This window comes from Mangrovimicrobium sediminis (assembly GCF_004745945.1).
GTDB lineage: Bacteria > Pseudomonadota > Gammaproteobacteria > Pseudomonadales > Halieaceae > Mangrovimicrobium > Mangrovimicrobium sediminis.
Map to the genome: position 1 here is coordinate 106706 of NZ_SRLE01000017.1, position 20928 is coordinate 127633.

Sequence of the window (20928 nt, forward strand, 5' to 3'; positions counted from 1 at the left end):
TTAGGTGAAGCGGCGCAGGCTGTCCAGTCGGACGCCGCAAACTGTCTCGCCGCGGTGCGACATCATGCCGCAGGGAGCGCGCACCCCGCGTCGGTATACTGCGGCCCGCACCAGAAGGGGACTGCAATGCGAATGAACAAACTGAACGCCGGGCTGTGCGCAGCCCTGGCAGCCATGGGCGCCCAGGCCGAGGGACCGGAGGACGTGGAAGTGGTGGTGGTCCAGGCCACGCCGGACAGCCGCAGCATGGACCTCACCGACGAGTGGGTTCCCTCCCCCGACGTCACCCGCCTGCTCAAGCGCGTCCCCGGCGGCAACGTCAACGGCAACGGGCCGCTGACCGGCATCCCCCAGTACCGCGGCATGTACGGCCAGCGCATCGCTGTCTCCCTGGACGGCAACCAGCTGGCCCCGGCGGGCCCCAACTGGATGGACCCGCCCCTGTCCTACGCCACCAGCGGCCAGCTGGCCTCGATCCAGGTGTACCGCGGCATCGCCCCGGTCAGCGTCGCCCAGGAATCCATTGGCGGCGCCATCGAGGCACACACCCAGCAGGGCGAGTTCAGTGAGGACGGCAGCGTGCGGCTGCACGGCCAGTTCAGCGGCAGCGCCCAGTCCGCCTCCGCCGGCACCCGCCTGGCCGGGGCCCTGCAGGTGGCCGGCGAGAACCAGCGCCTGGCCCTGGCCGCGGCCAGTGAGCGCGGCGACGACGCCCGCTTCCCCGGCGGCGACATCCTGCCCACGGAATACCAGCGCCAGCGCTTCGATATCGGCTACGGCCTGCGCGCGGGCGACCACGAGCTGGCGCTGCACTACGGTTACAACGACACCGGCGACACCGGCACCCCCGCCCTGCCCATGGACATCGAGTACTTCGAGGGCGACCTGTACAACCTCGACTACCGCTTCACCCCCGGTGGCGACTGGCGCCTCGAGGCGTCCCTGTTCGGCAGCGAGCTGGACCACGGCATGACCAACTACCACCTGCGCCGGGCGCCCGCGGACCCGGCGCGCTGGCGGCGCAACATCGCCGACGCCAGTACCCTGGGCTTCGACCTGCAGGCGCAGCGGCAGGACGCGAGCGGCAGCTGGACGGCAGGCGTCGACGGCCTGCGCTCTGAGCACGACTCGAACATCGACAACCCCAACAACGCGATGTTCTTCGTGGTCAACTTCAACGGTGCGCAGCGCGAGGTGCTCGGCGCGTTCCTCGAGCGCCAGCAGCGCCTGGCGGACAACTGGCGCGGCGAGTTCGGCCTGCGCCTGAACCGCGTGGAGACCGACGCCGGGGAAGTGAACGGCACGCCGGCGATGATGATGCCGCCCGCGATGCAGCTGCGCGACACCTTCAACGCCAGCGACCGCGCGCAAAGCGACGACAACCTGGACCTCGTCGCCCGCCTGCACTACGACAGCGCCCCCGGCACCACCTGGTACCTCGGCGTGGCGCAGAAGCACCGCAGCCCCTCCTACCAGGAGCGCTACCTGTGGCTGCCCCTGGAGGCCACCGCCGGCCTGGCCGACGCCAACCTGTACACCGGCCGCGTGGACCTGGACCCGGAAGTCGCCCGGGAGATCGAGTTTGGCCTGGACTTCGGCAACGGCACACTGAGCCTCGCCCCGCGCATCTTCTACAAGCGCGTGGACGACTACATCCAGGGCACGCCCAGCGACGACATGGCGGCGATCATGTTCGTGCGCATGATGAACGCCAGCAACGGCACCAGTAACCCCGACCCGCTGCGCTTTGACAACGTGGACGCCGAGCTGTACGGCTTCGACATGGACTGGCACTGGCAACTGGCAGACAGCTGGGCGCTGTCCGGCATCGTCAACTACGTGCGCGGCGAGCGCCGGGATATCGACGACAACCTGTATCGCATCGCCCCGCCCAACGCCAGTCTGCGCCTGGACTACGACACCCGGGCCTGGGGCGCCGGACTGGAGGTGGTGGGTTACGCGCGCCAGGACGAGGTCAGCCAGACCAATCGCGAGCGCGAGACCGCCGGCTACGCCGTGGTCAATCTCAGCGCGCGCTGGTCGGTGACGGAGAAGTTCAGCCTGGACGCCGGCGTGGAGAACCTCCTCGACCGCGAGTACGAGGACCACCTGGGCGGTTACAACCGCGCCTACAACCCGGATATTGCGGTCGGCGAGCGCCTGCCCGGCTACGGCATCAACGTTTTCGCCCGGGCCAGCTACCGTTTCTGAGCCAGCACCTGCGGCACTCGCCGGGGCCGACGCTCGTGATCTGGCACAGGCGACCGGCCGCTGGCGCAGGTAGTCATTCGCTCGCGCGGGCTCTGGTTTGCCAGCGCAGGCTCTCGTTTGCTAGCGCAGGAACTCCTGCCGCGTCTCGACGCCGACTACCGATACCGGGTCCGGGTGGATCAGTACCTCGGCGCCGGGGAAGGCTGATTCCAACTCGGCTTCGACCTCGTCGATGATGCGGTGGGCGCCCTGCAGGGTCAGCCCGTCCGCCAGCACCACGTGCAGTTGCAGGAAGGTATCGTTGCCCGAGCGCCGGGTACGCAGGTCGTGCATGCCGTGTACGTCCGGGTGGGCGAGCACGATCCTGCGGATCGAGCGGCGTTCGGCATCCGGCAACTCGCGGTCCATCAGGTGGTCCAGCGCGTCCCGCGCAATTCCCCAGGCGCTGCGCAGGATGTACAGCGCGATCACCGCGCCGATCAGCGGGTCCACCCAGAGCAGGTCGAAGCGCGCCAGGCCCAGGGCCAGCAACACGGCGAGGTTGACCAGCAGGTCCGAGCGGTAGTGCAGCGAGTCGGCGCGGATCGCCACTGAGCCGGTTTCACGCACCACGAAAGACTGGAAAGCCAGCAGGCCAAGGGTGGCCACCAGCGAAAACAGGATGACAGCGATCGCCGGCAGCACCTGCGTCACCGCGGTGGGCTCGAGGAAGCGTTCGAAAGCGCTGTACAGCAGGTAGCACGACGACGAGGCGATGAGCAGCGACTGGCCGAGGCCGGCCAGTGCCTCGGCCTTGCCGTGGCCGAAACGGTGTTCGCGGTCCGCTGGCGACAGCGCGTGGCGCACCGCGAACAGGTTGACCAGCGAGGCCAGGCTGTCGAGCAGGGAATCCACCAGGGTGGCGAGCAGGCTGATGGAACCTGACCACTGCCAGGCGATGAATTTGACCAGGATGAGCAGCGAGGCGACGCTGACTGAGGCGTAGGTAGCCCAGCGCATGAGGCGGGCGCGGCGCGATGCCTGCGCTCTCCTCTGGCTACCACGCGACATGTTGCCTCCCGTCAGGCCTGGGCGGCGACTGAGGCGAGAATGCCCTGGTCACGGGCTGGCTGGCGCTCCGCGATCAGCGGCTCCGCCGAGTCCTTGACGAAGCGCAGCACCTGCCAGGGCAGTTCGCCGAGGAACACCGGCGAGGTGCCCGGCGCGCTGTAGGCCTCGCCGCGAATGCGCTCGTACTGTGCGGTCATCTCGGCTATCAGCGCCGCGCGTACATCGCGCGCCTCGCCGCCGGTGGTCACCCCGCCGTGAAACTGGTGGAAGGTGCCCTCGCCGAGCAGCACCACGTGCTCGGCACCGTCGAACTCACAGGCCCGCTTGTACAGGTCGAGGTTGACCAGGCCGCCGCCGCGCAGGTTGAAGCGGGTGTCCATGCCGCCCAGTGCGGCCCAGATGTCGCGGGGAATACTGATGCAATTGCTCTCGCTGTGCGGGCGGAAGAAGCCGGCGGCACAGGAACCGCTGAAACAGGCCACGTCGAACAGCCCGTAACCGTTGCCCGGCCAGCACACGGATTCGATCAGCGCCTGGTCCTGCTCGACCCCATAGCCGAGGTTCACCGCCTCCTGCTGCAGTTGGTCGCCGATGTGGTAGCCAGGCACGGTCACCACCGCCTGGTCGTGGAGCCGGTGACCGCGCAGCAGGTTGCGCACGACACCGGGTGTCACCATACGCGCGCCGTCGATCATAATGCACAGGTAGCGGCCACGGCTGATGCCGGCGCCGTGGTTGATGGCATGGACCGGGGTGGGCTCGCGCTCGGCGCGCAGGTGGTAGGAGAAATTGCGCGGCAACTGGGCGATAAACTCGCGGCGCAGGTTGTTGGCGGACTCGTTCTCGACCACGATCACTTCGTAGTCACCGGCACTCACCCCCTCCTGGTATTCGGGTGTCAGCGAATACAGGGTACGCTCCGCCTGCAGGGGCATGTCGTAGACGATGACGATGATGCTCAGGGCCGGGCCGCTGTTGCTCGACGCGGGCTGCGGTCCGTTCCCCGCACTCATTATTTTTCTTATGTGTGTCAGCATTGACGGTACACCTCAGATAGCCAGTTTTTGTAATTTCCGGTGCAGACGGCGAACCCGCCACGGAATCTCCATGCTCTCCCCCGACTCGGCGGAGCGCAGCGCCTCGTCGTAAAACTCCCCCTGCCAGGCCGTTGCATCGAAGCCCATCTCCCTGAGGACGTCGTACAACTTTTCCTGGAAATCATCCGGCGCTTCATCGAAACACAGGATTGGAAATGGGCGCCCGGTGTGCACCCGCAACAACCGCCGGTTGTATTCATACCACAGCTCCAGCCCCTGCTGGTGTGGCATGCCGCTGCGATTATGCAGCGAAGCGGCCACCGCCACCGGGTGGCGGAAAATGCCGATAAACTGCATGTGCGGGAACAGCTCGCGCCAGCCATCGAGGACCAGCAGGGTGCGCGGGTCCTTGAAACCAAATGGCGACTGCGCGGCGTAGCGGGCGAACAACTCGCGCGCCGCGAGCCGTGCCTGCTCGCTCCAGCGCACCGTGCCGGTCGGCGGCCTGTCCCAGGCGCCACCATTGGCCGCCAGTACACTGTCGTTGATGTCGACGATGTACTGGTTTTCTCGGTTGCCCTTGAGGTTGTAGGGGTTCCAGGTGTGGTAATCACCCAGGTACAGACCGGCTTCCTGCAACGATCCGGTGAGGCAACTGGTGCCCGAGCGGTGCATGCCCAGTACACACAGAATACTTCGCGGTGCTGCGAGCTGGCCGGGGCTGGGTTGTATCGTTGTTATCACGCTCCAGGCGACTCATGATCGCCCTGTAGAGGCGACTTCTTGGCAATTGAAATTCTGAATACCGCTAGTATATAGACTGGTATGGGGGCTGACCACACTGGGGTCACCCGGTAATACAAACTGGACGGACCATGGACTTCAAGGACTACTACGCACTGCTCGGGGTCGCCGAGGATGCCGAGACCAGCGAGATCAAGCAGGCTTACCGCAAGCTGGCGCGCAAATACCATCCGGACGTGAACCCGGACAAGGACGCGGAGGCGCGCTTCAAGGAGGTCGCCGAGGCCTGGGAGGTGCTCAAGAACCCCGAGCGCCGGGCCGAGTACGACGAACTGCGGCGCTACGGTGGGCGCCGGGCGGAGGACTTCCAGCCGCCACCTGGCTGGCAATCTTCCAGTGGCGCCTACTCACAGGAGTTCTCGGGGGACTTCTCCGAGTTCTTCAACAGCATGTTCGGCGGCGGTTTTGGCGGCGGGCGCGGGCGCGCTGCGGGCGGCTTCGACATGCAGGGCCAGGATGTGGAGATCGAGATGCCGGTGTTTCTCGAGGAACTGGTGGCCGAACAGCGCAAGCCGGTGGAATACGAGATCCCGGTCATCGAGGGCGGGCAGCTGCGCTACCAGCGCAAGTCGCTGAACGTGACCATCCCCAGCGGCGTTGCCGACGGCGAGCGCATCCGGCTCAAGGGCCAGGGCGCGCCGGGCAGCGGCAAAGGGCCGGCGGGAGACCTGTACCTGCATATCCGCATCGTGCCGCACCCGGTGTTCGACGTGGAAGGCCACAACCTGGTGCTCGCGGTACCGGTAGCGCCCTGGGAGGCCGCGCTGGGTGGCAAGGTGGTAATCCCCACCCTGGACGGCAGGATCAGCCTGAGCATCGCGCCAGGCAGCCAGAGCGGGCAGAAGCTGCGGGTGCGCGGCAAGGGCCTGCCCACACGCGATGGCCGCGGAGACCTGCTGGCGGTGCTCAAGGTGGTCATGCCGCCGCAGGCTTCGGAGTCTGCGGACGCATTGTGGCGACAGCTGGCGGAGCAGGCGGCCTTCGATCCGCGCAAAGAATGGGAGAAACAATAATGCAGGCAAAACTGTCCCTGGAGGAACTGTGCGCGGGCCAGGGCCTCAGCCGTTCGCTGGTGGTCGAGATGGTCGAGTACGAAGTAGTGCGGCCGGTGGCCGGCGAGCGCGACGCAGACTGGTTGTTCGAGGCCGGCGCCGCCCACTGGGCAAAGCGCGCCCTGCGCCTGAAGTCGGACCTCGACCTGGACTGGCTGGCGGTGGCGATGCTCGTCGACCTGTTGCGCGAGCGCGAGGCACTGGCGCGGGAAAACGCGCAACTGCGCCAGCGCCTGGCGCGGTTCCTGGCGCAGGACTAGCGGATCTGCGGGCTCAGAACTGGTAGACCAGGCCGACGCTGAACAGCGACAGGTTGTCGAGGTCGCTGGCGTCGAAGTATTCGTACTCGGCGCGCACCGCGAGATCGCCCAGTTCGATTGAGGCGCCCAGGCCAAACGCCAGGTCCTGGTCGCTGGCGTTGTCCTTGTAGCGGTTTTCCAACTCGTCGACGGCCGCCTTGAGTTCCGCTTCATAGGCGATCATGCCGCCCTTGGCGAAGACGTTCAGCGGGCCCAGGGGCAGGTTGCCGACGACAAACGCGTCCCAGCCGTCCACTGCCACTTCGCCGGGTATACCGTTGGACTTGTCGTTGACTTCGCCGAAATTCACGTACCCGGCTTCCACCGCCAGCAGGGAGAGCAACTGGAAGCCGACAAAGCCCTTGTAACCGAGATCGTCGCCGTCCAGCTTGAAGCTGCCGTTCTTGGCTTCCAGGTAACTGGAGCCCACGCTACCCCCGGCGTAGAACCCGGTATCCGCGGCAACGCCGGCAGACCCCGACGCCACCGCCCCAAATATAGAACCCAATAGTACGTATTTTACCTTCATCCCAGAGCCTCCCAGACGCCAGCGCGGACCCATTCCACAGGCAGTAATCCCCAAGCTGCCCGAAGTATATTTCAACCCACACCCCCAAACGCCAGAAAGTGGGGTCAGATACGACTTTTTTGATGAAATTCGCCACCCGATAGCCGTCACCAGGACGAGGCGGGCTCTGCACAACCGGACTGCCCGATGCACTGCTCTCCCGGCGGTACCGCCGGCGTGAATGCCCCCTATCTCATGACCTCTATCAATACCCTCAGCTCTGGCCAGCATATACTTTGCACAACAAAGCATAACAGGCGGCATCAGCCACCCGGGGCAGGCAACATGCAAAAGCACCCCATCGCCGCCAGGCTGGCGGCTCTCTACCTGGCCCTGTGCCTCACCGCCTGCGCCTCGCGGCCGCAGCAGGACTACGAACCGGTCGGCCGCTTGAGCCAGGTGGCGGTGGTCAGGTCTTCCGAGTTAACCGCCCTGCAACGGGTCAAGAGCACAGAAGAGAGCGTGATCGAAGGTGCCGAGGTCGGCGGCGGCTCGGGCATGCTCGCTGGCTCCGCCCTGGGCCTGGTCTGCGGCCCGTTCTTCTGGATCTGCTCCCCCGCCCTGGGCGGCATGGGGCTGATCGTTGGCGGTGTCGGCGGCATGGTCTACGGCGGTGTCCAGGGAGACTTCACCAGCGAGCAGGCTGAACGCATCAGCCGTCAATTGGCCGCGCTCAACCAGCACCGGGACCTGCAGCAGGAAATGTTCGAACAATTGCTGGGCGAGGTGCCCGCAACGCGGCAGCTGCCCGCGGAAACCGCGCCAATCCAGGTGTCGCCGATCATCACCCTGATCGAGATCGACGGCGACGACGACAACCGCATGCACCTGCATGTGAAGGCCATGCTGCTGGTCTCCTGGCAGGATGCCGCCGGCGAGATGCACCTGGGCAAGGAGGACTTCCAGGCGAAATCGGAGTCCGCCCCGGTGGATGAATGGTTGGCGCTGGGCGGTCGGCGCTTCGACGACTTCATCAGCCACAGCGTCACCCAACTCGCCGCGGACATGTCGCATTACATCGACGAGCATGCTGCCCCGGTGCAGGTCCCGTGAGCGGCGAACTGCAAAGCTCGCACCGCGCCGGGCGACGGCGCCTCGTGTACCTGGCCGTGGCCCTGCTCGGAGCTTGCGCCAGTATGCAAAGCTACCACCCCCAGCCGGGCGACGCCTTTCTCGTCGACGACCGCCAGCTGCTGTCCACGGTCAATGACAGCGACGCCAGCGTGGTCGCCGTGGCACGTATCGACGACAGCCGGGCACCACCCCAGCGCCTGCGTATCGAGGGTGCCGCTCCCGACGGCGGGGACCTCGCCGTCCTGCGTATCGAGCCGGGCCAGCACACGGTTAAAATACAGGTCTGCGAGGCGGGCTTCTGGACCTACTGCGGCACGGCCTACGTGGAGCTCACCGCCAACCCCGGTGAGTTCTATCGCGTGTACAGCAGCATGAGCAAAACAGGCGGCTATATCGAAGTCTGGATCGAAGAGCTGTACTCGTCCCACAGCGTGGTACCGCGCATGCGCTTCACCGGCCTGACACGCCACGGCTAAACCCACACCCGGCCCGCAAGCCCCCCCCGCCAGCCGCTCCGCGGCTGCCCCGCAACACGTCAGTTGCCCCGTGCCACGTCAGCACACCCCCACGCCGGGTAAAGTCGCCACCCTTTTGGCCGATACCCGGGTTACCCGGCTACCGCGGGTGGCGCGCGCTGCCAACGTGGCACGGGCGCGTGAAGACAGCGAAAGAACGGACGAGGAACCCATGAATATTCGATTGATCCCACTGGTAACCCTGACCGCCCTGGCCACCGTTTCCGCCTGGGCCGGAGAGACTTCCCACCACGCCGACGCCGGCCACGCGACGCTGGAACAGCAGCGCCACACCCTGGCCGAAAACACCCGTGGCAAAGGCTACGGCCCGCAGTCACCGCGTGATATCGACGCCCACGCCGGCCTCAACAAACGCGCGTTCAACAACGCTCCCCCCGCGGATGAAATGAACCTGTGCAACATTCATTTCCACAAGAACGCGGAGCATCGCGGCGGCGAGTTCTCGACCTACGCCGGTGATGGCGATGGCTTCGGCTATGGCAGCGGCTACGTGTTCTCGGGCGAATTGCCCGCCGCCAAGCTGGCGGCGGTAGACACCGAGATCTGCCCCAGCGAGCACGGCGGCCTGGCCCCGGGCGACACCATCGAGGTGCACTTCGTGCACTCCACAGCAGATGTGAAACCCGGCGCCACCCTCGGCGCCTGCGTCAACGAGGCGATCAACAACCCGCAACTGCGCGTGGAGGCCAGGGTCTTCGTGCTGGTCAACGACGACAGCGCGCCCGACTTCGCCGAAGTCGCCGGCTACGGCAAGCGCAAGCGCCTGTACCAGGCGCTGAACATGCCCACAGCCGGGGACAAGGCGGTTGAATATGCGGGCTCGACCACCGGCCCCGGCTACAACGAAAAAGGTTCACCCTACCAGGTGACCTGGCGCGTGGCCCCGGCGGTGACCGAACTCAACATCGCCAGCGTGGGCAAATGGTGCCAGGGCAACGATTTCGCCGAAGATCACGCCCACGGCGTGCGCAACCTGGTGACCAACCCGGAGTTGTTGTCGAGCATCGAATGAGACGCGGCGCACGGCAGGGCGCGGCCAACGGCTGCCGCCCTGCCGTTTTGCGCAGATACGCGTTGACGAGCCACACCGGGTTTGTCATATAGTTGACCTATGCCCGGGGAGGTGTGAATGCAAGACGATTACATTCAGGAACCCATAACCGAGACTTCTCTGTCGCTGTACTTCAAGCAGCGACTGTCTGAATACGCCAGGCGCTTGCGGCCGCCGCCGCACGAGGACACCTGCTGGTACATCGGCAGCATGCTCGAGCGCTTCGGCCGCACCGATCACCTGTTCGCCTACGACAACGGCCAGTACGGCCTGCGGCCCCTGGCCCTGCTCTACGGCGACGCCCTGGAAGCGCGCAACGAGCACGAACGCTGCCTCATCCTGCAACAGCTGGGCGACATGGCCCTGTTCCTCGGCGCCCTGTTCCCCGAGCGCTTCACGCGCCGCGGCATCCAGCAGGACTACGTGGCGGGCATGGGCGGCAGCGCCTACGACTATCTCGCGGACAACGCGCGGCGCAACCGGCATATCTTCGCCGAGTTATCGCATATGTTCACGCGCATGCTGGAGATGGTCGCCAGCGCCTGCACGCAGGACCGGCACATGGGCACCGAGGACATCATCGCGCTCTACCAGCACTGGCTGGACACCGGCGACCCGCTGGCGGAAAGCCGCCTGCGCGGCCTGGGTATTGCGCTATCAAGCAGCGAACGGATGCACTGAGCCACCCGGCTTCCGCACTCAGGGCGGCGCCACCCCCTGCCGGGCAAAATTGAGCAGCTTGTCGATCAGCCGCCGCGAGTAGGTGACGAAGTTGGACAATGCACCGGCATCGCGCCGCTCCGGGTGTGCCAGCAGCGCGAGCAGGTCGCGGTTGACGTCCTCCAGTTGCAGATGCAGGGCCTTCGCACGTTCCGACGTTTGCGGCTCGCGACCCTCGAGCATGGCGCGGTGAATCTCGTCGAACAGCGACAGAGTAGCGCCGGACAACTCGTGAATCATGCGCAGGATGTCACTCTTTAGCTCGATGTAATGACTGCTCATCATGCGCCGCGTGTTGAACAGGTCCTCGATCGAGTCGTGGATCTGGAACAGGTAGTCGTAGCGGGTAATCAGCGCCAGCAGCTGCCGCGACTCCGCCGCATCGGTAACGCTGGCTACCGCATGTGAAAAATAGGCCAGGTACTCGCGCTCGAGGAAGGCGATGTATTCCAGCCGCCGGCCGGCGGCCTCGGTAATGCCGCGGTAGTTGGACTCGATACTCAGGGTCACCTGGTTGTAGTTCTCCTCGAGGAACCCGAGCAGTGCCGCGGCGTTGCGCTCGAGGTCATCGCGCACGCGCACAAACTCCGAGTTGCTGTCGAACACCGGTATCGCCAGGCGCTCGAAATCCATCTTGCCCTCCCCCATCAGGCGCTCGATCAGGCGCGTGAACGGGTTGATGAAGGCGATGAACAGCACGCTGGTAACGAGGTTGAAGATCAGGTGGATATTCGCCAGCGCCACCGCCGGGGCCATGTCCACCTCGGCCAGGTGGTCGCCGAACAGCAGCAACAGGGGAAAGAACAGCACCACGCCGCCGACGTTGAACAGCAGGTGGCTGAGCGCGGTCTTCTTCGCCGCCAGGTCCATATTGATCATCGCCAGCATCGCCGTGGCGGTAGTGCCGATATTGGCACCCATGATCAAGGGCACCGCGTTTTCCAGGCTGAGCAGGCCCTGCTGGGCGAAGATAATCGCGAGCCCCGTGGTCACCGAACTGGACTGCACCAGCGCCGTAAACAGGCAGCCCACCAGCACCGCCAGCAGGGGGTTCTGCGGCTGCAACAGGTAGTTCACGAAGGCCGGCTCCTGCTGCAGCGGCGCCAGCGCGGAGGAGATCAGGTTGAGGCTGAAGAACACGAAGCCGAAATAGAAGATCGACTTGCCGAAGATCGACACCCGCCAGCGCAGCAGCGACAACACGAAGCCGATGATGATCAGCACCGGGGCAAAGGCGGTGAGCTTGAAGGCCACCAGCTGCGCCGTCACCGTGGTGCCGACATTGCTGCCAAAAATAATTCCCACGCTGTTGCGAAAGGACAGCACACCAGCATTCACCAGGCCGATGGCGATCACCGAGGTGGCGGAACTGGACTGGATGACGGCGGTGACCACGGCGCCGATCAGCACACCCACCAGCGGCACCCGGGTGGCGCGGGCGAGGAACTTGCGAAAGCGCTCGCCGGAGATGCGCTGGATTTCGGCGGAAAAGTTTTCCAGCCCGAAGACGAACAGGATGATCGCTGTCATCCCCGCCATGATCACGTGAATCGACTCCATCCCCGCTCAGCCCCGTCTACGCTGTCCTGTTGCGCGCAGTTTACAACAGGCCGGAGAGCAGCGTGGCGGTGCCGAGGAAGGAGAGAAAGCCGGCCACGTCGGTGACCGTGGTGAGGATGATCGACGAGGCGGTGGCCGGGTCCTGGCCCAGGCGCGCCAGCACCATCGGCACCAGCGCCCCGGCAATCCCCGCCATGACCATGGCGGTGACCATGGCGATGGCGATGACCAGGGCCAGCCCGGCGGACTGGCTCCACACCCACACCCCCAGTCCGCAGGTCAGCGCCAGCGCAGTGCCGTTGATCAGGCCGATCTGCAGTTCCTTGTTGAGCACCGTGCGCCACTGCAGGGTGCTGACCTCGCGCAGGGCCAGGCCGCGCATGGTCACCGCCAGCGCCTGGGAGCCGGCGTTGCCGGACTGCCCCGCCACCACCGGCAGCAGGATGGCCAGGGCGGTGAACTGGGCGATGGTCGACTCGAACAGGCCGACCACGGCGGCGGCGAGGAAGGCGGTGAGCAGGTTGATGTGCAGCCACACCAGGCGGCGCTTGACCGCGAACAACGGCGGCGACAGCGCGCGCTCATCGGCGCTGGCACCGACCATGCGCTGGATGTCGGCGGTCGCCGCTTCCTCGGCGGCCTGGAACAGGTTGGTGTAACGGATGATGCCGAGCAGTTTGCCCTCGTCGTCCACCACCGGGATGGAGTCCGAGCGCGAGCTGTCGAACAGCGCCACCAGGTCCTCCTCGGTGGCACTGAGCTGGGCCACCGCCTCCACCGGGTGCAGCAGGTCGGCCATCGGCGTCTCCGGTTCCGCCAGGGCCATGTCCTGCAGGTCGACGCGCCCGACCAGGGTATCCTCGGTGTCCACCAGGTACAGTGAGCGCACGCGCTGGGAGTGGGAACGGCGCAGTTCCGAGAGCGCTTCGCCGACGCTCTGCTCGCGGCGGTAGCGCGAGCGCAGGCGGTCCATGAAACGGCCCGCGGTGCGCTCCGGGTAGTCCAGCAGCTCCTCGAACTCGGTGCGGATACGGCCCGGCAGCGCCTCGAGTTCGGTGGCGCGCTCCTCCGGCGCCAGCGAGCGCAGGATGAGCAGCGCCGTGCGCAGGCTCGCCAGCTGCAGCACGCGGGCGCGGCGGTCGGGTTCCAGCGACAGGAACAGGTCGGTGAGGCGTCCGGGGTCGGCGTGTTCCAGCAGGCGGGTCGCCGCCTCCGCGGAAAGTACTTCCACCCGCTCGGCGGCGCTGTCGCGGCGCTCCAGGACGCGCGCCGCCTCCGCCGGGAATTCCCGCACATAGTATTCACGCAGCTCGTCGACCAGGTTCACGGGCGCCCCAGCAGCGATTCCAGCACCCGCCCACAGGTCGAGAGGTAACCGCCGGCGAGTTCGGTGACCACTTTTTCCAGGCTGAACTCGCCCGGACGGCTCTCGCCAGCGACGCGCTCCAGCATGCCGCGATTGACCACGCCGAGAATCCGGTGGCGGCTGTCTACCACGGGCATCTCGGCAAACTCGGCCCACTGCCGCGAGCGCAGCGCGGTAGCGGCATCGGTCAGGCCGCTGAGCGGCTCCAGGGTGTCGGCCACCTGCCCCACCGGGCGCGCCCGGTTGAGCCGCGCATAGGCCGCGCGCAGGCGCAGCATGCCCTGGTAACGGCCCTGCGCGTCCACTACCAGCACCGGCCGCGGCCGGGTATCGCTGGCGTCGGACAGCTGCTCACAGAAATCCCGGCACAGGACTTCGGCGCCGACGCGGATGAAATCCGGGCTGACCAGCGCCGCCAGGGTATGCCCGGGAAACTCCAGCAACTGGTAGATCGGGCCGCGCTCGCTCTCCGCCACGGTCTGCAACACGCCCGGGTACCGCGACTCGTGCAGGTGGGAGACCAGCGCCACGGCGTCGTCCGCCTGCGCGGCGACCAACAGGCGGCCGACCAGCGCCGCGTCCAGCACGCCGAGCAGCCCGGTCAGTTTCCAGCTCGGCAGGCGCGCACACAGGGCGGCGGCGCTGGCGGCGGGCAGGTCGGCGATGAAGGGGGCGAGTTCACCGAGTTCGCGGTTGGCCAGCAGTACCGCGACTTCCTCCGGCCGTGCGGCGGTGAACTCCAGGACCAGCGGGTCATCCAGCATCGGTGCTCTCCCCGCCGGGCGCAGTAGTGGACTCTTTACCAGTCTCTTTACCTGTTTCGGTACCGGCCTCGCGCACCAGCAGCACCTCTGAGTCGGCGAAGCGCGAAGTGGGCACGGTGGCGATACCGTCGCTGGACTCGAGCACCACGGCGGTGCTGAGCAGTTCGATGATGCGCCCCTCGACACCGTTGATGCGCACCACGTCACCGATGCGGTAGCGGTCCAGCGCGCGCCGCGCCAGCAGGTTTTCCACCAGCTGCCGGCTGCCCAGTGCGAAGGCCAGGGACAGCCCGCCGAAGAAGAAGCCGAGCAGGATGACGATCACGTTAGACAGGAAACTGATATCGATGGAGGTCTGCGCCAGGCCGGTGAGCACCGCGGCGATGATGACCAGTAACTGGGCGAAGCGCGGCACCAAGTGGTCGCTGGACAACCCCATCAGGCCCGCGACCAGGCTGCGCACCACCACCCCCAGCAGGTAGCCGGAGAGAATGATGAAACCGCCGAAGATCAGCTGCGGGATGTATTGCAGCAGGGCGTCCAGCCACTCCTTGACCACCGAGATGCTCAGCGCCTTGAGCGAGAGCAGCAGGAAGATCACCAGGGTGCCGTAGTACACGCCGGCGCGCAGGGACTGGCGCAGCATGCGCAGGTCGATATGCTCGAGCCGGTTGCGCGCCCGCCGCCGCAGGTAGGCCTCGAGGGCGGTCAGCCAGCGCTCGGCGAGGCGCGCAAACAGCGCGGCGACCACGAAACCGGCAATGGCGATGAGAATCGCCAGCAGTTCGGGGTGTTCATTGAGCATATCGGCGTTCATGTCAGTCCGGGTCGTCAGGCGTATCCACAGTGTAGTCTTCACCGGTCGGCGACGCCGCCGCGTGTTCCTCGCCGCGCGGGTCCAGCTCGAAACTGGCCGGCGCGACTTCCGAGGCCACCGCCTTGAAGTGTGTCTGGTCGCTGGCCTCGATGGCCCGCGGCTGGCGCAACAGCACGGCGAACAGTACCGAGAAGGCCAGGCACAGCACGGTGAATGACCAGAATAACGCGCTCCCTCCCCACACTGTCATCAACTGGCCGAGCAGGATCGGCGCGAAAATGGCACCCAGGCCATTGAGCAGGAGCACCGAGGTGCCGATCTCGACGAACTCGTCGCTGCTGGAGACATCCGCCGCGGTGGCCAGCGACACAGCATAGATCGGCATGGAAAAGGCGCCGAACAACAGCACGGCAAGCAGGAACCACACCTGTCCGTCACCGAGCGCGACCGCCGCGGAGGACAGCGCGCTGCACAGGGTGAGCAGCACCAGGATCTGGCGCCGGTCGCGGCGATCGGAGAGCCAGCCGATCGGGTACTGGCACAGGGCACCGCCGACAATGGCTGCGGTCATGAAGGCGGTCACCGCCATCTGCCCCTGGCCGTCGCTGTCGGCAAACACCGCGCCGAGGGACCAGAAGCTGCCCACCACCAGTCCGGAGAGCAGCGCCCCGGCGAAGGCTGAGTGGGAGCGATTGTAGAGTTTGCGGAAGCTGACCCGGGTGGCGGACACCGGCGCCGGGGCCATGCGCCGGGTAAGCCCGACGGGGATGATGCCCAGTGCCATGAACAGCGCCGCCAGGGTAAACGGGGTTGCACTCTCCACCGGCCCGACGTTGATCAACAACTGGCCCAGGGCCATCGCCGACAGGGTGAGGAAGGTGTAGGTGGCCAGGATCAGGCCGCGGGTCTGCGCCGAGGCCTGGCTGTTGAGCCAGCTTTCGATCACAGTGTACAGGCCGCTGATCGCCACCCCGGTAAGAAAGCGCAACAGCAGCCAGTTCACCCAGGCGTCGAGCATTTCCAGGCTGAGAAGGGTGCTGATCATGACCGCGCCGAGCACAGCAAAACAGCGGATATGTCCGACCCGGGCGATGATCCGCGGCACCACCACGCAGCCGACCACAAAGCCGGCGAAGTAGGCCGACGCGGTCAGGCCGATCAGCAACTCCGGCATGCCGTTAGCCGCTGCACGCAGGGGCAGCAGGGTCAGCTGCATGCCGTGGCCCACGATCAGCAGGACCGTGGACAACAGCAGGGAGAGAACGACGCGCAGTGCGCTCATGGCTACCTCAGGTTACCGCCGGTTGCTGGCATTGCGCCGCCGTCAGGACGCCGGTGCGGCCAGCTTGGGACGGGCGGCGCGCGGGGCGGAGCGTTTGCGCGCGGGGGCTTTGCCCGCCTTTGCCGCCTGGGTCACGTTGGCCGCCCGCGACCGCGCTGCCGACGCTTTCTTTACCGGGGTTTTCTTTGCCACAGCTTTCTTCACTGGGGCTTTCTTCACCGGGGCTGTCTTCGCCACAGCTTTCTTCGCCGCTGCCTTCCTGGCGGGCGCTTTCTTAACAGCGGCTTTCTTTCTGGCACCTGCCTTCTTTTTGGCCTTCGCCCGGGTCTTGCCCGCGGCCTGCTTGCGCGCGGCGTTCGCGCCGGTGGCCGAGGCAGCCCGTGTACGCGCCCTGCCCTGGCGCCGCACCGTGGCCTCCAGGTCGCCCAGCGCATCCTCCAGGTAGTCGAGCAGTCGCTGCATCTGCGGCACAGTCTTGCGACAGGCGATCAGGCCGAAGTCCACCGCCTCGTCGCGGCTGACCACAGTGATGTTGAGCGCGCCGTGGTCGATGATCACCGACACCGGGTAGATGCCGCACAGGCGCATGCCCTGCCAGTACATGGTGCGCCGCGGCCCCGGCACGTGGGAGATGATGACGTTGCCCAGGGTCTTGTCCGGGGCCAGGCGCAACAGGGTCTTGAAGGTGCCAGGCAACAGCATGGCGGCGGCGTAGGTCATGTACTGCCCGGAAGACAGCCGCTGGATGCGATCCTTGTTGTAATCCATGCCGGCCTTGATCGCGCGCAGGCGCTCGCCGGGGTCGTCGATATCGGTGGCCAGCCAGGTAATGGCGAAGGCCACCTCGTTGCCGGCCTGGTCGTCGTGGCGGCGCACCGAGACCGGCACCGCGGCATTCAGGGAAATTTCCGGCAGCCTGTCCATCTGTTGCAGGTACTTGCGCAGCGCACCGGCGCACATCGCCAGCACCACGTCGTTGAGCGTTGCGCCGTAGGCCTCGGCCACCGCGCGCATGCGCGCCGTGGAATAGGACTGGGCGGCGAAGCGCCGCGTCGCGCTGACCTTTTCGTTGAACACCGACACCGGCGCCTGCCCCGCCAGGGCCAGGTTGCCGTTTTTCTTGAACAGGTCGTAGACCGTATCGGCGATCTCCCGCGCCACCGGCAGGGCCGAGTGCAGGCCTTCGCGCGCCAGGGTGCGTACGGCGGATATGCCGCCGCTGAACGGGTTGGGTACAGGCAGCGGGCGCGAATTCGACTTGATCGTGGTGACCTCCCAGGGCGCCGGCATACCCACCGAGGCCTCCGGCGTGGTGGCCATGGACTTGAGCATCAGGCGCATACCCGCCACACCGTCGACCAGCGCGTGGTGGATCTTGAAGTACATGGCCACGCGGCCGTCCTCCAGCCCCTCGATCAGGTACATGCGCCACATCGGGTAGGCGCGGTCGAGGTGCGCGCAATGCACCCGCGACACCAGCGCCAGCAGCTCGCGTATGCGTCCGGGTTTGGGCAGCGCGGTGTGCACGAAGTGGTTGGACAGGTCGAAGTCCTCGGCCTCTTCCCAGTAGTGCATGCCCATGCGCTCCACCAGCAGGCGGTTGAACGGCGGCTCGGGGTGGATGCATTCGCGCAGGTGGGCGGCGAGTTTTGCAGTGAAATCTGCGGCGGCCCCCTTCGGCGGTTGGTAGAGCGTCAGGGAGCCAATGTGCAGGGGCTCGCGGCGGCTTTCGACGCGCAGGAAGGCGTCGTCAATCAGGCCAATACGTTTCATCGGCAAAGGAAATCCACTTTTTATTCGGGAGAAACCGCAACTTCCAGAGCATAGACACCCAGCATCCCACAGGCAAGGGAGCACCGCTGACCCAGGTCAATCCCGCGCAAAAATACCGCGCAGCTGGCAACGCGCCGTGCGCTACAGGTACTGGGCTCGCCCCTCGCGCGCCGGCGCTACCGCCGCGGTGCCGTAGTCCGGGGTCAGGGCGCTGAGTTCGTCGAGCAGTGCGTATTCGCCATCGGAGAGCGTCAGCTCCGCGGCCTGCAGGTTGGCCGCCACCTGCTCCGGACGCGTGGCCCCGGTGATCACGCTGGTGGTGCCGCGCTGGCGCAGCAGGAAAGCCAGGGCGATTTCGGCCGCGCTCACCGAGTGACCGAGGGCGATCTCGCGCATCGCGTCGACAATATCGTGGACGCGATCGTGGCCCAGCATCGGCGCCACCTTGCCGCCGCGCCGGCCGGAATCCGTGGCCGAACCGTCGCGCCGGTACTTGCCGGTGAGAACACCGCCGAGCAGCGGCGCCCAGGCCATGATGCCGACCTGCTCGGACTGCGCCAGCGGCAGCATCTCCCGCTCCAGGCCGCGCGAGGCGATGGACCAGTGGTTCTGCACCACCTCGAAGCGCACCAGGTGTTCGCGCTCGGAGATACCCAGGGATTTCATCACCTCCCAGGCGAAGAAGTTGGAACAGCCCGCGTAGCGGATCTTGCCGTCGCGCACCAGGTCGTCCATCGCCCGCAGGGTCTCTTCCAGCGGCGTCACCGGGTCGAACATGTGCAGCAGGTAGACGTCGATGTAGTCCGTACCCAGGCGGCGCAGGCTGTTCTCACAGGCGGTCATCAGGTGCTTGCGCGAGGCGCCGCCGCAGTTCGGGCTGGCGCCCAGCGGCATGCCGCCCTTGGTGGCGATGACCAGGTCTGCGCGGTCGATGGCGAGATCGCGCAGCGCCTGGCCGATCATGGTTTCGGACTGCCCCGCGGCGTAGCCGTCGGCGGTGTCGAGAAAGTTGATGCCGCCCTCCACCGCGCGGGCGATGACCGCGTTCACCGCCGCCTGGTCGAGACCGCCCAGCTCCTTCCAGAATTCCAGTTCGGCGCCGCCGAAGGTATTGGTGCCCAGGCACAATTCGGACACCAGGAGGCCGGAGCGGCCCAGCTTGCGGTACTGCATGTCTTATTCTCCACGTCGGTTGTCGCGCGGTATTGTCACCACCCGGGGCGGCGCGGTGCAAGCGGGCTGTGCTTTAATAATCCGGCCGTTGCTGCGCCGGCCGCGCGCTGCGCCCCGTCATCCACGTCATCGAGGATCAACCATGTCACTCACCCTGTACCAGGCTACCGTCCCCACGTTTATCCAGATCGCCGGTGCCACCCGGCAGATTCTCGACAAGGCCGAGGCCCATTGCGCCGAGCACGGTGTGCCACCCGAGAGCCTGGTCGAAGCACGACTGATCGAGGACATGTGGACCTTCGCCTTCCAGATCAAATCCGTACGTACCCACACCGCGCGCGCACTGCAGACGCTGATGGAGGGCGGCACCTTCTCCCCGCCCGACGACCCGCTGGCCACCGACTTCGCCGGCCTCAAGGCCACCGTGGACGAGGCGCTGGAATACCTGGCCGCGGTTGACGAAGACGAGCTCGAAAACTGCGCCGAGCGCATCGTGCCCTTCGCCGCGGGCAGCTACAAGTTCGACTTCACCGCGCAGAACTTCCTGCTCTCCTTCGCCCAGCCCAACCTGTTCTTCCACGCCACCACCGCCTACGACATCCTGCGCGCGCGGGGCGTGGAGATCGGCAAGATCGACTTCCTCGGCGCGCTGCGCGTACAACCGGGCTGATGCCCGCGGCGGAGCAAGACGGGCGGGCGGCAGCGGAATTACCGCTGTCGCACACCGCGTGGCAAAACGGCCTGGATTGAAGGCAGCAACGGAGAACACACATGCGCGCAGAGATCAGGCGGCAGGACCTGGGCAAGGAGTTTTACACCGAGGAACGGTGTTTCATCACCGAGCTGTCGAACATCGAAGGGGACCCGGATGTCTCCATCGCCCGCGCGCGGGTGGAACCGGGTGTCACCACCCGCTGGCACCGCCTGCGCGATACCGCCGAGCGCTATGTGATCCTGAGCGGCGCTGGCCTGATGGAGGTCGGCGACCTGCCGGCGACAGAAGTCGGCCCCGGTGACGTGGTGCTGATCCCGCCACTGGAACGCCAGCGCATTACCAATATCGGCGGCGAGCACCTCATCTTCCTGGCCATCTGCTCGCCGCGCTTCCGGCCCGAGGCCTACGAGGACCTCGGCGAGGGCGACGCTTGAGCTCGATTCAGCGCCTGCACGCGAACGGCCGCCTGGCCCCGGTGGACGACCCGGTCGCCAACAGGACCAGCTGGGAGGCGGCGAAACCCGGCGGCGCGAATTTCAAAACCCAGAAGTTACTCCGCGAGGGCGGCAGTTTCGTGGTGCGCGGTACGCGCGGCTTCATCCTGTTCGGACTGGTGTTCCTGCTGCCGGGTATCGGCGCCGTGCTCGGCGGCGTTCCCTGGTTCGCCTGGGAGGGCGAGTACGGCACGGCGTTCTTCTTTGCCGTGTGGGGCACCCTGTTCGGCGGCGCGGGCGCACTGCTACTGCTCTCGCAAAAGCCGCTGACCATCGACACCTCGAGCGGCGTGTACTTTCGCGGCAAACGGGATTTCTCTGCCCCGGCGAGTCCGGACCGCGAACGCCAGGGCAGCCTGTACGACGTCCACGCCATCCAACTACTCAGCGAAAGCGTCTCCTCTACCGCGAGCCGCGGGCGCAGGGCACAGTACCTCAGCTACGAGTTGAACTTCGTGTTCGCCGATGGCGAGCGCATCAACATCATGGATCACGGCAAACAGGCAGACATCGAGGACGCCGCGGCGCAACTGGCCGCGGCGCTCAATATTCCGGTGTGGAAAGCCGGCTCCTAGCGGTTAG

21 protein-coding genes are annotated in these 20928 nt (G+C 66.4%); 10 read left to right on the forward strand and 11 right to left on the reverse strand.

Annotated features, from left to right (window positions below):
- Positions 1-132 precede the first annotated feature (132 nt).
- A complete protein-coding gene (locus E4634_RS20465) occupies positions 133-2211 on the forward strand; it encodes a TonB-dependent receptor (protein WP_240725262.1) in 2079 nt (692 codons plus the stop codon).
- 120 nt (positions 2212-2331) lie between these two features.
- Here E4634_RS20465 and E4634_RS20470 read toward each other — a convergent pair whose 3' ends face one another.
- Genes E4634_RS20470 through E4634_RS20480 form a run of 3 tightly spaced genes read right to left on the reverse strand, consistent with a single transcriptional unit; the run spans position 2332 to position 5042 of the window.
- Positions 2332-3261, reverse strand: coding sequence for a cation diffusion facilitator family transporter (locus E4634_RS20470; protein ID WP_135446542.1), 930 nt, complete (start codon positions 3259-3261; stop codon positions 2332-2334).
- An 11-nt stretch (positions 3262-3272) separates the two neighbouring features.
- Positions 3273-4274, reverse strand: coding sequence for a glycosyltransferase family 2 protein (locus tag E4634_RS20475; protein ID WP_240725263.1), 1002 nt, complete (start codon positions 4272-4274; stop codon positions 3273-3275).
- 36 nt (positions 4275-4310) lie between these two features.
- On the reverse strand, positions 4311-5042 hold the full coding sequence (locus E4634_RS20480) for a sulfotransferase (protein WP_206046968.1): 732 nt from the start codon (positions 5040-5042) through the stop codon (positions 4311-4313).
- Positions 5043-5173: 131 nt separating this feature from the next.
- Between E4634_RS20480 and E4634_RS20485 the strand changes: the two genes are divergently transcribed.
- Positions 5174-6115 carry a DnaJ C-terminal domain-containing protein gene (locus tag E4634_RS20485; protein WP_135446544.1) on the forward strand — a complete coding sequence of 314 codons (942 nt, stop codon included), beginning with the start codon at positions 5174-5176 and terminating at the stop codon, positions 6113-6115.
- Positions 6115-6414 (forward strand): chaperone modulator CbpM, encoded by a 300-nt coding sequence (locus tag E4634_RS20490; RefSeq protein ID WP_135446545.1) that lies wholly within the window; start codon positions 6115-6117, stop codon positions 6412-6414. Before E4634_RS20485 ends, E4634_RS20490 begins: the two co-directional genes overlap by 1 nt.
- 13 nt (positions 6415-6427) lie before the next feature.
- Here the strand turns inward: E4634_RS20490 and E4634_RS21575 are convergent, their stop codons facing one another.
- Complete coding sequence (locus E4634_RS21575) at positions 6428-6982, reverse strand: outer membrane beta-barrel protein (RefSeq protein ID WP_167855009.1); 555 nt, start codon at positions 6980-6982, stop codon at positions 6428-6430.
- Positions 6983-7306: 324 nt separating this feature from the next.
- Between E4634_RS21575 and E4634_RS20500 the strand changes: the two genes are divergently transcribed.
- From E4634_RS20500 to E4634_RS20515, 4 genes are all read left to right on the forward strand, one after another.
- Positions 7307-8074, forward strand: a complete 768-nt coding sequence (locus E4634_RS20500; protein WP_135446547.1) for a hypothetical protein — start codon at positions 7307-7309, stop codon at positions 8072-8074.
- Entirely contained in the window at positions 8071-8571 is a 501-nt protein-coding gene (locus E4634_RS20505) for a hypothetical protein (RefSeq protein WP_135446548.1), read from the forward strand. Before E4634_RS20500 ends, E4634_RS20505 begins: the two co-directional genes overlap by 4 nt.
- Before the next feature lie 211 nt (positions 8572-8782).
- Positions 8783-9643, forward strand: coding sequence for a delta-class carbonic anhydrase (locus E4634_RS20510; RefSeq protein ID WP_135446549.1), 861 nt, complete (start codon positions 8783-8785; stop codon positions 9641-9643).
- Positions 9644-9760: 117 nt separating this feature from the next.
- Complete coding sequence (locus E4634_RS20515) at positions 9761-10363, forward strand: hypothetical protein (protein ID WP_135446550.1); 603 nt, start codon at positions 9761-9763, stop codon at positions 10361-10363.
- Between the two features lie 18 nt (positions 10364-10381).
- On the opposite strand, the gene E4634_RS20520 is transcribed toward E4634_RS20515, so the two are convergent.
- The 7 genes from E4634_RS20520 to E4634_RS20545 all read right to left on the reverse strand — a co-directional run bounded on the left by E4634_RS20520 (position 10382) and on the right by E4634_RS20545 (position 19137).
- Entirely contained in the window at positions 10382-11962 is a 1581-nt protein-coding gene (locus tag E4634_RS20520) for a Na/Pi cotransporter family protein (RefSeq protein WP_135446551.1), read from the reverse strand.
- 40 nt (positions 11963-12002) lie between these two features.
- Positions 12003-13289, reverse strand: a complete 1287-nt coding sequence (locus E4634_RS20525; RefSeq protein WP_167855010.1) for a magnesium transporter — start codon at positions 13287-13289, stop codon at positions 12003-12005.
- Positions 13286-14092, reverse strand: a complete 807-nt coding sequence (locus E4634_RS21580) for a hypothetical protein (RefSeq protein WP_167855011.1) — start codon at positions 14090-14092, stop codon at positions 13286-13288. The genes E4634_RS20525 and E4634_RS21580 overlap by 4 nt, the downstream gene beginning before the upstream one ends.
- Positions 14082-14909, reverse strand: coding sequence for a mechanosensitive ion channel domain-containing protein (locus E4634_RS20530; protein ID WP_135446553.1), 828 nt, complete (start codon positions 14907-14909; stop codon positions 14082-14084). Before E4634_RS20530 ends, E4634_RS21580 begins: the two co-directional genes overlap by 11 nt.
- 1 nt (position 14910) lies before the next feature.
- Complete coding sequence (locus E4634_RS20535) at positions 14911-16191, reverse strand: MFS transporter (RefSeq protein ID WP_135446554.1); 1281 nt, start codon at positions 16189-16191, stop codon at positions 14911-14913.
- Between the two features lie 42 nt (positions 16192-16233).
- Complete coding sequence (locus E4634_RS20540; RefSeq protein WP_135446555.1) at positions 16234-17964, reverse strand: WS/DGAT/MGAT family O-acyltransferase; 1731 nt, start codon at positions 17962-17964, stop codon at positions 16234-16236.
- A 141-nt stretch (positions 17965-18105) separates the two neighbouring features.
- Entirely contained in the window at positions 18106-19137 is a 1032-nt protein-coding gene (locus tag E4634_RS20545) for an aldo/keto reductase (protein ID WP_135446556.1), read from the reverse strand.
- 142 nt (positions 19138-19279) lie between these two features.
- Between E4634_RS20545 and E4634_RS21585 the strand changes: the two genes are divergently transcribed.
- The 3 genes from E4634_RS21585 to E4634_RS20560 all read left to right on the forward strand — a co-directional run bounded on the left by E4634_RS21585 (position 19280) and on the right by E4634_RS20560 (position 20921).
- Positions 19280-19807, forward strand: a complete 528-nt coding sequence (locus E4634_RS21585; protein ID WP_167855012.1) for a DUF1993 domain-containing protein — start codon at positions 19280-19282, stop codon at positions 19805-19807.
- A 101-nt stretch (positions 19808-19908) separates the two neighbouring features.
- Positions 19909-20286, forward strand: coding sequence for a cupin domain-containing protein (locus E4634_RS20555; RefSeq protein ID WP_135446558.1), 378 nt, complete (start codon positions 19909-19911; stop codon positions 20284-20286).
- Entirely contained in the window at positions 20283-20921 is a 639-nt protein-coding gene (locus E4634_RS20560; protein WP_135446559.1) for a hypothetical protein, read from the forward strand. Before E4634_RS20555 ends, E4634_RS20560 begins: the two co-directional genes overlap by 4 nt.
- Positions 20922-20928 lie beyond the last annotated feature (7 nt).